Annotated in this window: 14 protein-coding genes; 8 read left to right on the top strand and 6 right to left on the bottom strand. The window is 67.5% G+C overall.

The window, feature by feature from the left end; translation table 11 throughout:
- Positions 1–148 precede the first annotated feature (148 nt).
- Genes AC10QF_RS03355 through AC10QF_RS03380 form a run of 6 tightly spaced genes read left to right on the top strand, consistent with a single transcriptional unit; the run spans position 149 to position 6,071 of the window.
- Positions 149–2,977 carry a monovalent cation/H+ antiporter subunit A gene (locus tag AC10QF_RS03355; RefSeq protein ID WP_053497699.1) on the top strand — a complete coding sequence of 943 codons (2,829 nt, stop codon included), beginning with the start codon at positions 149–151 and terminating at the stop codon, positions 2,975–2,977.
- On the top strand, positions 2,977–3,369 hold the full coding sequence (locus AC10QF_RS03360) for a Na+/H+ antiporter subunit C (RefSeq protein ID WP_005419863.1): 393 nt from the start codon (positions 2,977–2,979) through the stop codon (positions 3,367–3,369). The genes AC10QF_RS03355 and AC10QF_RS03360 overlap by 1 nt, the downstream gene beginning before the upstream one ends.
- The gene (locus tag AC10QF_RS03365) at positions 3,366–4,901 is read left to right on the top strand and encodes a monovalent cation/H+ antiporter subunit D (RefSeq protein ID WP_494541737.1); all 1,536 of its coding nucleotides are present in this window, start codon (positions 3,366–3,368) and stop codon (positions 4,899–4,901) included. The genes AC10QF_RS03360 and AC10QF_RS03365 overlap by 4 nt, the downstream gene beginning before the upstream one ends.
- Positions 4,898–5,404 (top strand): Na+/H+ antiporter subunit E, encoded by a 507-nt coding sequence (locus AC10QF_RS03370; protein WP_005419867.1) that lies wholly within the window; start codon positions 4,898–4,900, stop codon positions 5,402–5,404. The genes AC10QF_RS03365 and AC10QF_RS03370 overlap by 4 nt, the downstream gene beginning before the upstream one ends.
- On the top strand, positions 5,401–5,685 hold the full coding sequence (locus AC10QF_RS03375; RefSeq protein WP_005411334.1) for a K+/H+ antiporter subunit F: 285 nt from the start codon (positions 5,401–5,403) through the stop codon (positions 5,683–5,685). Before AC10QF_RS03370 ends, AC10QF_RS03375 begins: the two co-directional genes overlap by 4 nt.
- Positions 5,682–6,071: a Na+/H+ antiporter subunit G gene (locus tag AC10QF_RS03380; protein ID WP_005419868.1), complete on the top strand. Its 390-nt coding sequence runs from the start codon at positions 5,682–5,684 to the stop codon at positions 6,069–6,071. The genes AC10QF_RS03375 and AC10QF_RS03380 overlap by 4 nt, the downstream gene beginning before the upstream one ends.
- A 74-nt stretch (positions 6,072–6,145) precedes the next feature.
- Here the strand turns inward: AC10QF_RS03380 and AC10QF_RS03385 are convergent, their stop codons facing one another.
- Complete coding sequence (locus tag AC10QF_RS03385) at positions 6,146–7,105, bottom strand: sodium:calcium antiporter (protein WP_494541738.1); 960 nt, start codon at positions 7,103–7,105, stop codon at positions 6,146–6,148.
- Between the two features lie 72 nt (positions 7,106–7,177).
- Positions 7,178–7,834 (bottom strand): hypothetical protein, encoded by a 657-nt coding sequence (locus AC10QF_RS03390; RefSeq protein WP_005419872.1) that lies wholly within the window; start codon positions 7,832–7,834, stop codon positions 7,178–7,180.
- Between the two features lie 125 nt (positions 7,835–7,959).
- Between AC10QF_RS03390 and AC10QF_RS03395 the strand changes: the two genes are divergently transcribed.
- Complete coding sequence (locus AC10QF_RS03395; RefSeq protein WP_069138716.1) at positions 7,960–8,493, top strand: hypothetical protein; 534 nt, start codon at positions 7,960–7,962, stop codon at positions 8,491–8,493.
- Positions 8,494–8,577: 84 nt separating this feature from the next.
- On the opposite strand, the gene hmgA is transcribed toward AC10QF_RS03395, so the two are convergent.
- Complete coding sequence (hmgA, locus tag AC10QF_RS03400) at positions 8,578–9,876, bottom strand: homogentisate 1,2-dioxygenase (RefSeq protein ID WP_065197056.1); 1,299 nt, start codon at positions 9,874–9,876, stop codon at positions 8,578–8,580.
- A 103-nt stretch (positions 9,877–9,979) separates the two neighbouring features.
- A complete protein-coding gene (gene hppD, locus AC10QF_RS03405; RefSeq protein ID WP_177178897.1) occupies positions 9,980–11,092 on the bottom strand; it encodes a 4-hydroxyphenylpyruvate dioxygenase in 1,113 nt (370 codons plus the stop codon).
- Between the two features lie 129 nt (positions 11,093–11,221).
- Here hppD and AC10QF_RS03410 point away from each other — a divergent pair, with 129 nt between their 5' ends.
- On the top strand, positions 11,222–11,713 hold the full coding sequence (locus AC10QF_RS03410) for a MarR family winged helix-turn-helix transcriptional regulator (protein ID WP_069138718.1): 492 nt from the start codon (positions 11,222–11,224) through the stop codon (positions 11,711–11,713).
- Positions 11,714–11,794: 81 nt separating this feature from the next.
- On the opposite strand, the gene AC10QF_RS03415 is transcribed toward AC10QF_RS03410, so the two are convergent.
- A complete protein-coding gene (locus AC10QF_RS03415) occupies positions 11,795–12,934 on the bottom strand; it encodes a hypothetical protein (RefSeq protein WP_494541739.1) in 1,140 nt (379 codons plus the stop codon).
- 232 nt (positions 12,935–13,166) lie between these two features.
- Positions 13,167–13,772 carry a thioredoxin family protein gene (locus tag AC10QF_RS03420; protein ID WP_069138720.1) on the bottom strand — a complete coding sequence of 202 codons (606 nt, stop codon included), beginning with the start codon at positions 13,770–13,772 and terminating at the stop codon, positions 13,167–13,169.
- Between the last annotated feature and the right edge of the window lie 7 nt (positions 13,773–13,779).

Raw genomic sequence — 13,779 nt, forward strand, 5'->3', positions numbered from 1 at the left:
CGGGAGGGACTGCAGGAACGTGATGTTGCGCCGCAGAAAAAATGAATCAGCGAACGTTACATGCAATTGATCGCTGTTCGATGGGTTTCGGCGACATTTCGCAGCCTGTTATTCTCCCTAACCTGCTCGTGAATCATGGATTCCCTGCATGCTCCCCAGCCTGCCCCTGCTGCTGGCCCTGCCGTTCCTGATGGCAGCGGCTGTTGCGGCCTTCCCCCGTAGTTCGCGCTCGACTGCTGCCTGGCTGGCGGCACTGGCGCCGTTGGGCGGGCTGGCCATCCTCGGCTGGCTGACCCCGGCAGTACTCGATGGCCAGGTGGTCCGCACCCTGGTCCCCTGGCTTCCACAGATCGGGCTGGACTTCACCCTGCGCCTGGACGGGCTGGCCTGGATGTTCGCCGGGCTGGTGCTCGGCATCGGCGCCCTGGTGGTGCTGTATGCGCGCTATTACCTGAGCCAGCAGGACAACGCGCACCGCTTCTACTGCTACCTGCTGCTGTTCATGGGCGCCATGCTGGGGATGGTGCTGTCGGGCAACCTGCTGTTGCTGATGATCTTCTGGGAAATGACCAGCATCAGCTCGTTCCTGCTGATCGGCTTCTGGTCGCACCGCCAGGACGCACGCGAAGGCGCGCGCATGGCGCTGGTGATCACCGGCGGCGGCGGCCTGGCCCTGCTCGGTGGCGTGCTGTTGATCGGCCGTATCGTCGGCAGCTTCGACCTGGATGTGGTGCTGGCCGCCGGCGAGCAGATCCGCGCCAGCACGCTGTATCCGTACGCCCTGTTCCTGGTGCTGGCCGGCATCTTCACCAAGAGCGCGCAGTTCCCGTTCCACTTCTGGCTGCCGCACGCGATGGCAGCGCCGACCCCGGTCTCGGCCTACCTGCACTCGGCCACCATGGTGAAGGCCGGCGTGTTCCTGCTGGCGCGGCTGCATCCGGCGCTGGCCGGCAGCGACCTGTTCTTCTATACGGTCAGCGGCATCGGCGCGCTGACCCTGCTGATCGGTGCCTGGAACGCGATCTTCCAGCACGACCTGAAAGGCCTGCTGGCGTACTCGACCATTTCCCACCTGGGCCTGATCACCCTGCTGTTCGGCCTGTCCACGCCGATGGCGGTGGTCGCCGGCGTGTTCCACATCCTCAACCACGCCACCTTCAAGGCCTCGCTGTTCATGGCCGCCGGCATCATCGATCACGAAACCGGCACCCGCGACATGCGCAAGCTGGGGGGGCTGCGCAGGCTGATGCCGTTCACCAGCGCGCTGGCGATCATCGCCTCGCTGGCGATGGCCGGGATCCCGCTGCTCAACGGCTTCCTGTCCAAGGAAATGCTGTTCGCCGAAGCGATTACGGCCGGCGGCCCGGGCATCATGCGCACGGCGGTGTCGATCGCGGCGTTGCTGGCAGGCGTGTTCGGCGTGGCGTACAGCCTGCGCTTCGTGCACGACACCTTCTTCGGCGCTGGCCCGCACGACCTGGACCGCGTGCCCCACGAGCCGCCGCGCTGGATGAAGGTGCCGGTGGAGCTGCTGGTGGTGATCTGTGTGGCGGTGGGCGTGGCACCCGCACTGACCGTCGCGCCGGTGCTGCACGCCGCTGCGGCCTCGATCCTTGGCACCGCCATGCCCGAATACAGCCTGGCGGTGTGGCACGGCTTCAACCTGCCGCTGGCGATGAGCGCGATCGGCGTGGTCGGTGGCGTGGCGCTGTACTTCGGCCTGCGCAGGCTGATCAACCTGCATGCCGTGACCAATGTCAGCACGGGCCGCAATGTGTTCCACGCCCAGCTGGACGCCGTGTCCGCGCTGGCGATGCGCCTGACCAATGGCATCGCCAATGGCAGCCTGCAGCGCATGCTGCTGGGCCTGGTGCTGGTGGCGATCGTGGTTGCCGCTGCGCCGTTCGTGGCCAACCCAGCCTCGCCGAACTGGACCGCGCCGCAGCCGATTCCGCTGCTGGGCTGGGCCCTGTGGCTGGTGATGATGGCCTGCGCGGTCGCCACCCTGCGCATCTACAAGCAGCGCCTGCTGGCGGTGCTGCTGGTCGGCGGCGTCGGCCTGATGGTGGCGCTGACCTTCGTGTTCCTGTCCGCGCCCGACCTGGCCCTCACCCAGCTGCTGGTGGAGATGGTGACGCTGGTGCTGATGCTGCTGGGCATGAATTACCTGCCCGCGCAGTCCGGGCCTGAGCGGCCGCGCTGGCGCAAGCGCCGCGACGCGGTGATCGCGATCATCGCCGGTGCCGGGCTTGGCGCGCTGGCCTATTCGGCGATGACCCTGCCGCCGAACACCATGGCCGGCGAGCTGCTCGCCCGCGCGTTGCCCGAGGCCTACGGCCAGAACGTGGTCAACGTGATCCTGGTCGACTTCCGCGGCTTCGATACCTTCGGCGAGATCACCGTGTTCGGCATCGCCGCGCTGGTGGTGCATGCGCTGCTGCGGCGTACGCGGATGGCACCGGAGCAGATCATGCCCGGCCCGCCGATCAAGCTGCCGGTGCCGGCCGACCTGGCGCAGATCATGTTCCCGCTGACCCTGACCGTGTCGATTTTCCTGTTCCTGCGCGGGCACAACGCACCGGGTGGCGGCTTCATCGCCGGCCTGGTGCTGGCGGTGCCGCTGCTGATCCAGTACGTGATCCAGGGCACTGCATCGGTGGAGTCGCGCTTCGGCTTCGACTACATCCGCTGCATCGGCATGGGCCTGCTGATCGCCCTGCTCAGCGGCAGCGCCTCGATGCTGTTCGGCGTGCCGTTCCTGACCAGCGGCCATCTCGACCTGCACCTGCCGCTGATCGGCGACGTACCGCTGGCCAGCGCAATCGGCTTCGACATCGGCGTCTATCTGGTGGTGTTCGGCGGCGCCATGCTGATGCTGTCGATGATGGGCACGATCAAGCCGTCGCGAACCCGCACCGCCCGCAAGGGTGAGATCGACCTGCAACGCCGCTCGGCACGCACCGGGGAGATGCACTGATGGAACTGGCCCTGGCTACCGCGATCGGCGTGCTGACCGCCATCGGCATCTACCTGCTGCTGCGTGCGCGCAGCTTCGATGTGATCCTCGGCATGACCTTCCTGTCCTACGCCACCAACCTGCTGATCTTCGCCGGCGGCCGCGTGGTGCTGGGCAAGGCACCGGTGCTGCAGGAAGGCGTGGACAGCCACCTGGGCAACTACACCGACCCGCTGCCACAGGCGCTGGTGCTGACCGCGATCGTGATCGCCTTTGCGATGACCGCGGTCAGCATCGTGCTGGCCATGCGCAGCCGCAGCGACAACCACAGCGACCACGTGGATGCCCACGAGCCGGATGACGACCTGCAGGACGAGCGCGTGCCACCGCGCCAGGGCGAGGACCGCGCATGAACCACCTGGTGATCCTGCCGATCCTGATTCCGCTGCTGGGGGCGGCGCTGTCGCTGTTCGTCGAACACCGCCGCTATGGCCCCAGGGTGCAGCGGGCGGTGGCCTGGACCGCGCTGTCGGCGCTGGCGCTGGCGGTCGGGCTGCTGTTTGCCACCACGGCCAGTGGTGAAATCAACGTCTACCTGCTTGGCGACTGGCCGTCGCGGCTGGGCATCGCGCTGGTGGCCGACCGGCTGTCGGCGTGGATGCTGCTGACCACCCTGCTGCTGGCCATTCCCTGCCTGCTGCACGCCTGCTCGGGCTGGGACCGCCGCGCGCCGCACTTCCATGCGCTGTTCCAGTTCCAGCTGGTCGGTCTCAACGGTGCGTTCCTGACTGGCGACATCTTCAACCTGTTCGTGTTCTTCGAAGTGATGCTGATCGCCTCCTACGGCCTGCTGCTCAGTGGTGGCCGCGGCCTGCGCATGCGCATCGGCCTGCATTACGTGGTGTTCAACGTCACCGCCTCGACCCTGTTCCTGGTCGCGCTGGGCCTGCTGTATGCCTCGCTGGGCTCATTGAACATGGCCGAGCTGTCGCAGCGCATCGCCGAGGTACCGCCGGCACAGCTGACCCTGGTGAAGGCAACCATGGGCCTGTTGCTGCTGGTGTTCTGCGCCAAGGCCGCGCTGATGCCGCTGTACCTGTGGCTGCCGGAAGCCTATTCGCGCGCACCGGCGGCGGTGGCGGCGCTGTTCGCGATCATGACCAAGGTCGGCCTGTACTCGGTGCTGCGCATCCAGATGCTGTGGTTCGGCGACGATGCCGGCGCAATGGCCGGCTATGGCCGCGACTGGCTGTTGTGGGCCGGCGTCGTGACGCTGGTGCTGGGCGGCCTCGGCGCGCTGGCCGCGACCCGCCTGCGCGTACTGATCTCCTACCTGGTGATCGTGTCGGCGGCCACGCTGTTCATCGCCTTCTCGGTGGGCACGCCACAGGTGCTCTCGGCTGGCCTGTACTACCTGCCACACAGCAGCTTCGTCGCTGCCGCGCTGTTCCTGGTTGCCGATCTGATCCGTCGCCGTCGCGGTGGCGCCAGCGACCGCAAGGAAGTGATCGCGCCGATGCCAGGCAAGGAGACGCCCGCCGTGTTGTTCCTGATCGGCGCGGTGTCGGTGGCCGGCCTGCCGCCGCTGTCCGGCTTCCTGGCCAAGGCTGCGCTGCTGGCCGGCATGCCGGCGCAGTACACCGGCCCGGTCTGGACCGCCGTTCTGGTCAGCAGCCTGCTGGTGATCATGGGCCTGACCCGGGGGGGCATCCGCCTGTTCTGGCGCGTGCCACCGGTCGATCCGGAAGCGCCGGTACCGCGCAAGGCGCGGCTGCGCCGGGTCGAGCTGTACGCGGCCTGCATCCTGCTGGCCTACGGCATCGGCATGACCCTGGCCGCAGCACCGCTGATGCGCTACACCGACGCCACCGCCGCGCAGCTGCTGCACCCCAGCGAGTACGTGCAGCAGCTGCGTGCGACTGCACCGGAGATCCGCCAGCCATGACCGCCCAGCGCTCCCTGTTCCGTCGCCTGATTCCGTCGCCGATGCTGAGCATCATGGTGGTGGCGTTCTGGCTGCTGATGTCCGACAGCTTCACCCTTGGCCAGATCGTGCTGGGCCTGCTGCTGGGCGTGGTGGTGCCGCTGTTCGCCGCACGCCTGGACCGCGAGTTCGCCCGCATCGGCACCCTGCGCCCGTTGCCGAAACTGCTGTGCGTGACCCTGTGGGACATCCTGATGTCCAACATCCGTGTCGCCCTGCAGGTACTGGGGCCGGAGAAGAACATCCACCCCGGTTTCATCTGGCTGCCGCTGGACATTGCCAACATCCATGGCATCGCTGCGCTGACCAGCATGATCACGCTGACCCCGGGCACGGTCTCGGCCGCGCTCAGCGACGACCGCAAGTACCTGCTGGTGCACGTGCTGCACCTGGAGGACCCGCAGGACCTGATCGATACGATCAAGCGCCGTTACGAGGCGCCGTTGATGGAGATCTTCCCATGACCGGTTTTGAAGTCATCCAGACCACCCTGGTGGTGTGCATGCACGTGGTCGGCCTGGCGATGCTGCTGGCCACCTGGCGGCTGTTGCGCGGGCCGACCGTGCCCGACCGCATCCTCGCGCTGGACACGCTGTCGGTGACCGCGATCGCTGAGCTGATGCTGTTCGGCATGTACCTCAACTCGCCGATCTACTTCGAGGCGGCGCTGATCATCGCCATGCTCGGCTTCGGCAGCACCGTGGTGCTGAGCAAGTTCGTGCTGCGCCGGGACATCGTCGAATGATCACCGCGATCCAGATCGTCCTGTCGATCCTGCTGCTGTTCGGCTGCTTCTTCATCCTGGTCGGCGCACTGGGCCTGGTGAAGCTGTCCACCTTCTTCAAGCGCCTGCACGCACCGACCAAGGCCAGCACGCTGGGCGTGGGCTGCGTGCTGGTGTGCTCGGTGTGCTACCACATCTTCCTCGGCCAGGACCCGCAGCCACGCGAGCTGCTGATCACCGTGTTCCTGTTCATCACCGCACCGATCAGCGCGCACATGATGGCCAAGGCGGCGTTGTCGCTGCTGATGGAAACCCGCCCCAGCCTGCCGGGCAACGAGCCGGCCGCCGAGGAGCAGCTGCCGCCGCCGGAACCGGTGCGGGAAGAAGAAACCACGCAGAACCGGTAGTGCCGGCCGCTGGCCGGCAATCGCAAAGGTTCCGTCAGAGGCAATGAGGTTGCCGGCCAGCGGCCGGCACTACCTCATGCCGCGCCGACCAGCAGCAGCTCCAGCACGAACCAGCCTACGAACGCGACCAGCAGGATCCCGCCTTCGCCACGACTGATCTTCAGGTCGCCGCGCAGCATCGGGTACAGCACCATCGAAAACGCCAACAGCGCCGGCAGTTCCAGGCGCACGAACGAGGCCGGCAAGGCCAACGGCTGCAACACCGCCATCGCACCGATCACCAGCAGCAGGTTGACCACGCTGGAACCCAGTACGTGGCCGAGCACCATGTCACCATGCCCGCGACGCGAGGCGGCAATGGCGGTGGCCACCTCGGGCAGTGCGGTGCCGATCGCCACCGGCAACAGGCCGACCAGCAACGGCGTCCAGCCCAGTGCGGCACCGAAGTCGGCCGCAGCACCCACCACCAGGCGCGCCCCCCAGTACAGGGTCAGTGCGGCGATCAGCACGCGCAGCACGTTCAACGGCAGGCTGGTGCGGCTCAGCGCGGATTCGGCGATGGCGGCCTGCACCTCGGCGCTCTCGACGCGGCTGCGGCGCAGCAGCAGCACCTGCATGACGATGAAGCCCGCCACCAGCACGCCGCCTTCCCAGCGCACCAGGCGACCATCCAGGCCGAACAGGATCAGCAGCACGGCGGCCGCCAGCAGAGACCACCACAGCACCGCCTGCAGGCGCGCGCGCAGCAGCAGGGGCGCGGCGATGGCGGCCACGGCCAGGGTCAGGCCCAGATTGACGATGCTGCTGCCGACCGCATTGCCCAGCGCCAGCTCTGGTTGGCCCACCGCCAGCGCGCGTGCGTTGACCGCCAGTTCCGGCAACGAGGTGGCCACCCCGAGCAGCAGCAATCCGGCAGTGAACGGGCTGGCCCCGAAGCGCTGGGCCAGGCCAGAGACGGCCTTGACGATGGAGTCCCCGCCCAGTGCCAGCAGCAGCAGGCCGAGCAGGAACCAGGCAATGGCAATGGCGATCATCGAGCACTCCCCAGCAGTGGTGGCGCGATTCTACGCTTGGCCCGAGCGCATGGCTGGGCGATGGATCAAGGATCAGCCACAGCCTTCCGCATAGTCGACCTGCGGGGTCTGCCCGACCCGCCAGGCCCCCACCCGGCCATCGGCACCGAGCGCGAAGTCGATCACTGCCCCGCCCTCCTGCGCCGGCCGCACGCGCAGGTGCTGGGCCTTCTCGTCGTACTTGTCGGGACCGACGTCTGCGCGCTCGGGATACAGCACCTGCAGCTCGCCCAGGGTCATGCCGACCTTGCCGCCGCCCGGTGCGGTGATGGCGGCACTGCGCACGTCGTAGCGCACCAGCTTGCGGCCTTCGATCATCAGCCGCGGGTCCTCGGCATCCTGCGGGCGAAGGAAGTAGCAGCCGTCGTTGCCGTCGTCGGCGGACAGCGGCTTGCCGGCGGCATCGGTGCCCAGCCCCTGCAGTGGCGTGCCAAAACCACTGCGGACTTCGGCGATGCCGGTGCCCAGCTTCGCACCCGCGAAGCCGTCCAGGCGGGCCGGACTGTCCTTGCGGAGGTCGTTCGCCGGGCGGGCCGCCAGATCAGGATCCGTCGACTGGGCCGGACCGGTCGCCGAGGCGGTTTCCGCCGGGGTATCGCTGCCGCTGCCGGCGGCGCCCTGCTTGTCGGGGCCGCCACTGCATGCGGCGAGCGAAAGGAGCAACAGACCAGCAATCGGGAGGTGCTTCATCGGTGCGGTTCCCTGGCACGAAGGTAGCTGCACGCTAGCGCAGCGCGCGTGCAGAGGCTGCATTGTCATCGCGGTTTCATCGCCCTCGTTCAGGCTCGGCATGCACCGACCTGGCTGTCCCTTCCATGCAACCGCGCAAGACCGAACTCGCCCGAACCGCGCTGCAGGCCCATCGCGCGCCGCTGGACATGCGCCAGCGCCGGTTGCTGATCCTGTGCGACGGCCAACGCAGCATCACCGACCTGACCGGTCTGCTCGGCCAGGACGCGCCCGCGATGGTCATCCAGCTGGTGCAGGCCGGCTACCTGAGCACCGGCACCGGTGCCGCAGCCCCACCACCGCCGCCGGCAGCCACGGTAGAGCCGCAGCCCGCGACACCTGCCGCAGCTGCTGCCACAGCGGTCGAACGCCGCCGCTCGCTGGTGTCCGCGCGCATCTATGTGCTGGGCATCCTGGAAATGCAGCGCCACCCGCAGGCGGCGGCGCTGTTCCGCGACCTGCAGCAGGCCCGCGCGGAAAGTGAAGTACTGCAGGTGCTGCACTCGGCGATGCGGATGCTGCCCGGGCTGACTTCGGAAGGCTATTGCCAGCGTGTACGCCAACGCCTGCTGGAAGCGCTGCCGTTGGAGCACTGCGACGCGTTCGCCGAGGTGGCCTGAAGAAAAAGGGGACGGAGGGGATTAAGTCGTTTCAAGCACACGTGTGCTGACTGCGGCTTAATCCCCTCCGTCCCCTTTTTCGGGTCAGCGGAAGTTGTTGCGCAGGCCGTTCCAGCACTGCTGGTAGTCGCCCTGACGGTGGCCGGCGGCCAGGGCCTGTGCGGTCGGGCGGATCACCGCGCGGGTCTCGAACATGAAGGCCATCGTGTCCTTGATCACGTCCGCCTTGGACAGATCGGCATTGGACGCCTTGTCGAAGGTCGGTGCGTCCGGGCCGTGGCCGCTCATGCAGTTGTGCAGCGATGCGCCGCCCGGCACGAAGCCTTCGGCCTTGGCATCGTAGGCACCGTGCACCAGGCCCATGAATTCGCTGGCGATGTTGCGGTGGAACCACGGCGGGCGGAACGTGTTCTGCGCCACCAGCCAGCGCGGCGGGAAGATCGCAAAATCCATGTTGCTGGTTCCCGGCGTGTCGCTGGGCGAATGCAGCACCAGGAAGATCGACGGATCCGGGTGGTCGTAGCTGATCGAGCCAATGGTGTTGAAGCGGCGCAGGTCGTAGCGGTACGGCGCGTAATTGCCGTGCCAGGCCACCACGTCCAGCGGCGAATGGTCGATCGGCGCACGCCACAGGCGGCCCTCGAACTTGGCGATCAGCTCGAAGTCACCGTCGATGTCCTCGAACGCTGCGTGCGGGGTCTCGAAGTCGCGCGGATTGGCCAGTCCGTTGGAACCGATCGGGCCTAGGTCGGGTAACTTCAGCAGCGCACCGTAGTTCTCGCAGATGTAGCCGCGGCTCGGGCCATCGGGCAGTTCAACGCGGAACCGCACGCCGCGCGGGATCACCGCGATCTGCTGCGGCTCGATCTCGATCACGCCCAGCTCGGTCAGCAGGCGCAGCGCGCCCAGCTGCGGCACGATCAGCAGCTCACCGTCGGCATCGTAGAAGTAGCGGCCGACCATGTCGCGGTTGGCAGCGTAGAGGTGGATGCCCACGCCAGCATGCGCGTCGGGCGAACCGTTGCCCCCCATCGTGTACAGGCCTTCGACGAAGTCGGTCGGCAGCTCCGGCAGCGGCAGCGGACTCCAGCGCAGCTGGTTCGGCGAGGCCGGCTGTGCGCCGAAATCACATTGCAGCTGCGACTGCGCGAACGGGGTGAACTCGCCATGGGTCACCGCCGGACGGATCCGGTACAGCCAGCTGCGGCGATTGCTGCCGCGCGGCGCGGTGAAGGCGGTGCCGGTCAACTGTTCGGCGTACAGGCCGTGGGCCACCTTCTGCGGCGAGTTCTGCCCGACCGGCAGCGCGCCGGCGACGGCCTCGGTGGCGAATTCGTTGCCGAAGCCGGACTGGTAGCCGCGGGCGATGATGGCGGGGGACATGGGGGCTCCTGAAAAACGGCAAGACCGGAACGGAAAGCAGCCGAGCATGGCTCGGCTCTACAGGCAAGCAGGCGCCGGGCGTGACCCGGCGCTGCCCAGGACCTTACAGCACGCCGCGGCGGATCTGGTCGCGCTCGATGCTCTCGAACAGCGCGGTGAAGTTGCCTTCGCCGAAGCCTTCGTTGCCCTTGCGCTGGATGATCTCGAAGAAGATCGGGCCGATGCAGTTCTGGGTGAAGATCTGCAGCAGCTTGCGCTGGTGGGTTTCCGGATCGGCATCGATGAGGATCTTGTTCTTGGCCAGGCGCGGTACGTCTTCACCGTGGTTCGGCACGCGCTGGTCGATCACCTCGAAGTAGGTCTCCGGCGTGTCGAGGAAATCCACGCCCTGCGCGCGCATCGCTTCGACGGTCTCGTAGATGTTCTCGGTGAAGCAGGCGATGTGCTGGATGCCCTCGCCCTTGTACGCGTCCAGGTACTCGTTGATCTGGCTCTTCGGGTCGGACGATTCGTTCAGCGGAATGCGCACGATGCCGTCCGGCGCGGTCATCGCCTTGGACACCAGGCCGGTCTTCAGGCCCTTGATGTCGAAGTAGCGGATCTCGCGGAAGTTGAACAGGCGCTCGTAGTAGTCCGACCACTGCTGCATGTTGCCGAAGTACAGGTTGTGGGTCAGGTGGTCGATGAAGGTCAGGCCGAAGCCCACCGGGTGAAGGTCGGCACCGGCGATCGGCTCGTAGTCGCCGTCGTAGATGCTGCCGGCCGCGCCGTAGCGGTCGACCAGGTAAAGCATGCAGTCGCCGATGCCCTTGATGACCGGGGCGCTGACCGCCTTGCTGTCCGGCTTGAAGGCAATGGCTTCGGCACCGTTGCCCAGTGCGGTCTGGTAGACCTCCTGACCCGGCTTCTTGAAGCGGATGGCGAAGCCGCAGGCGCACGGACCGTGCTTCTCGGCGAAGTCGGCGGCGAACGAATCGGGGTCTTCATTGACCAGGAAGTTGACGTCGCCCTGACGATAGACGGTAATCGAACGCTGCTTGTGCTTGAGCACCGCGCTGAAGCCCATCTTCCGGAAGTACTCGTGCAGCTCCTGGCCACGGCCGGCCGGGGCGGCGAATTCGACGAACTCGAAACCGTCGATGCCCATCGGGTTCTCGAAGGTGGTGACCTGCATGCCGGGGTTGGGGTGCGAGGCGGTCGGGACTGCGGTATTCATGGCGTGGCTCCGAATCGGTACCGCATCGGTACAAACCAGGTGCGGGCAGGTAGGGACCCGGCGAGAATGCAGGGTCTGGACCTACCCCTTATAGTTACACTTGAAACCACCAGCAAGGTGCACCGCAACATGAGCCCCGATCCCGCCTCGACCCGCCTGCGTGCCTCGCACGTCCTGCTCGACCTGGAACAGTTCCTGCCGTACCGGCTGAGCGTGCTGTCAAACCGGGTCAGCGGCAACATCGCCAAGCTGTACGGCGATCGTTACGGTCTGGCGATCCCCGAGTGGCGGGTGATCACCATCCTGGCGCTGTACCCGGGCTCCTCGGCCAGCGAGGTCTCCGACCGCACGGCGATGGACAAGGTGGCGGTCAGCCGCGCCGTGGCCCGCCTGCTGGAGCGCGGCTTCATCAAGCGCGAGACGCATGGCGACGACCGCCGCCGCTCGGTACTGGCGCTGTCGGCCGCCGGTTTCGAGGTGTACGAGACCATCGCGCCGATGGTGATCGAGATCACCCGCAAGCTGATGTCGGTGCTGAGCGAGGAGGAAGAGCAGGTGCTGGAAAAGCTGATCCTGCGCCTGGCCGACGAAGGCCTGGAGCGGATGGGCGAAGGGGTCTGAAAGAAAAAGGGGACGGAGGGGATTAAGTCGTAATGAGCACAGGTGTGCCTGAAACGACTTAATCCCCTCCGTCCCCTTTTTTCAGCTCAGGTGCTTGCGCCGTGCGTGGATCCACGGCACGGCCAGTGCTGCGATGGCGCCGCCGGCGAAGCCCAGCGAGGCGGCAACCGTGGCGGCTTCGACGGCCCCGGGCAGCGCCAGCGCCGCAGCCACCAGCAGCAGCGACGGCAGGCCGACGAAGGTGCCCAGGAAGAAATGCCAGCGCGGTGACCAGGTATTGAGCTGCAGCAGGCTGACCGGTTGCCAGGCGTCGAACGCGGCATCCTCGGCGATCTTCGCCACTACCTTGCCCAGATCCACTTCCGGCAGCGCGCGCCCCGGGCGGACGGTCGCCAGCAGTTCGGCCACGGCCTCCACCGGTGGGAAGCTGGACGGCCACGCCACCGGGGCCGGCACGCCGTAAGCGGTCAGCAGCGGCACGCTCAGCCACGGCGCCACCAGCGGGCGCATGCGGCGGCGGCCATGCACGCACCAGATCTGCGGCTGTCCCTGCGCGGTGACGTTGTACAGCGCCAGTTCGTTGGCGGGCGGATAACCCAGCATGGTCACCCGCGCCGCCAGACTGTCCTGGCCCATCGCACGCAGGAAGCCCGGGCGGCTGCGCCCTTCCTGCATCCACGCCAGGCCCAGCGCACCCACCAGGTGCGCCTCCGCCACGTCCTTGCTGCCCGCCGTGGCGCGCTCGTCACTGGCCAGGTACCACGCCAACGACTTCGGCTCGGTGACATCCTCCAGGCCCCATCGGCTGTCATCCCCCAGCACGTGCCGCACCGGCAGACGGGCAGGCGCGGTTTCGCCACGCTCCCCGGTCTGCAGGAACGGCAGCACGCCCTGGATGAAGGTGGACAGCTCGATCGCGCGCGCGCCATGGCCCTGCCATTCCGGCGGCAGCAGCCCGGCCAGCTGGCCTTCGGCGGCCAGCGCATCAAGGCGCGCCTTCTGCTCGACCAGTTTCTGCACCGCACCCTTCAGCACCACGTTATCGGGCAGCGCGATCTGCGGCAGGCGATGGCGCGGCGGGGCCAGTTCGACGGTTTCCTCGCCGGTGCCGGCGTCGTCCAACAGGGTTTCCTGCGCCGGCAAAGTCACGCCCTCGCCTGCCCCACCCTCGGCCAGGTGGCTGGCAGGTTCGGGCAATCGTTCGGCGTGGTCGCTGTGCATGGGCGTTCCGGTAGGTAGCATCGACGGGATGTCGACTGAGGTCCTTGCCGGTAACGGCGTGCTCACGGTGAAGTTGAGACACGGATTCAGAGAGTGTGACGGGGCGCGCAGTAGATCCGCGCAAGGCGTGGATGCGACCCGATGTCAGTGCCGACCAACGGTCGGCACCCACCGGGGTAGGCGGCCAGCGGTCGGCCCCCACCACAGCTGCCGGCCAGCGGCCGGCACTACCCTACTCCGGTTTATCAGGTGCCCACTGCTTGAGGAACGCGCTCACCCGCGCAGGCTGGAAGGCTTCGCCCCTGCGCAGTTCGCCGGTGGCCTGCGAGACCAGCAGGCTGCCATCGGCGTCCAGTACCAGCAGGTGCGGGTAGTCGCGCTCCATCACCGGGAACTGGGCGAAGAAGGCGGTGTTGGGTTGTTCGTCGCTGGCGTTGACCTTCACCCACACGTAGTGGGCGTCGCGGAAGCGGCGCAGGTCGCCGTTGCCCTCGACCATTTCGTCCAGCGCCCGGCAGCGATCGCAGGCGGCGTTGCCGATCTCGAGCAGGATGCGCTTCTTGCCGCGCTGGGCTTCCACCTTGGCGGTGGCCAGGTCATCGGCGGGGTCGCGGGCCGGGTCGAACTGCGCGCCGAGCCCGGCGATGGCGGCAATGTCCGCCGCCACCGGGGTGTTGCCCGAGGCCACCGGTTCGCTGGGGTCAGCGACCGGTGGCTCGGTGGGCCGGGTATCCAGGGGCTGCGTGGGCTCGGCGGTGGCAGGCGGTTGCGGTTGGGAACAGGCGCCGATCAGCGCCGCACAGACCACCACCATTGCACCACCGAGCTTGCTGCGCATGCCTTCT

The organism is Stenotrophomonas maltophilia complex sp. Om-AH-Sm3 (assembly GCF_059337855.1).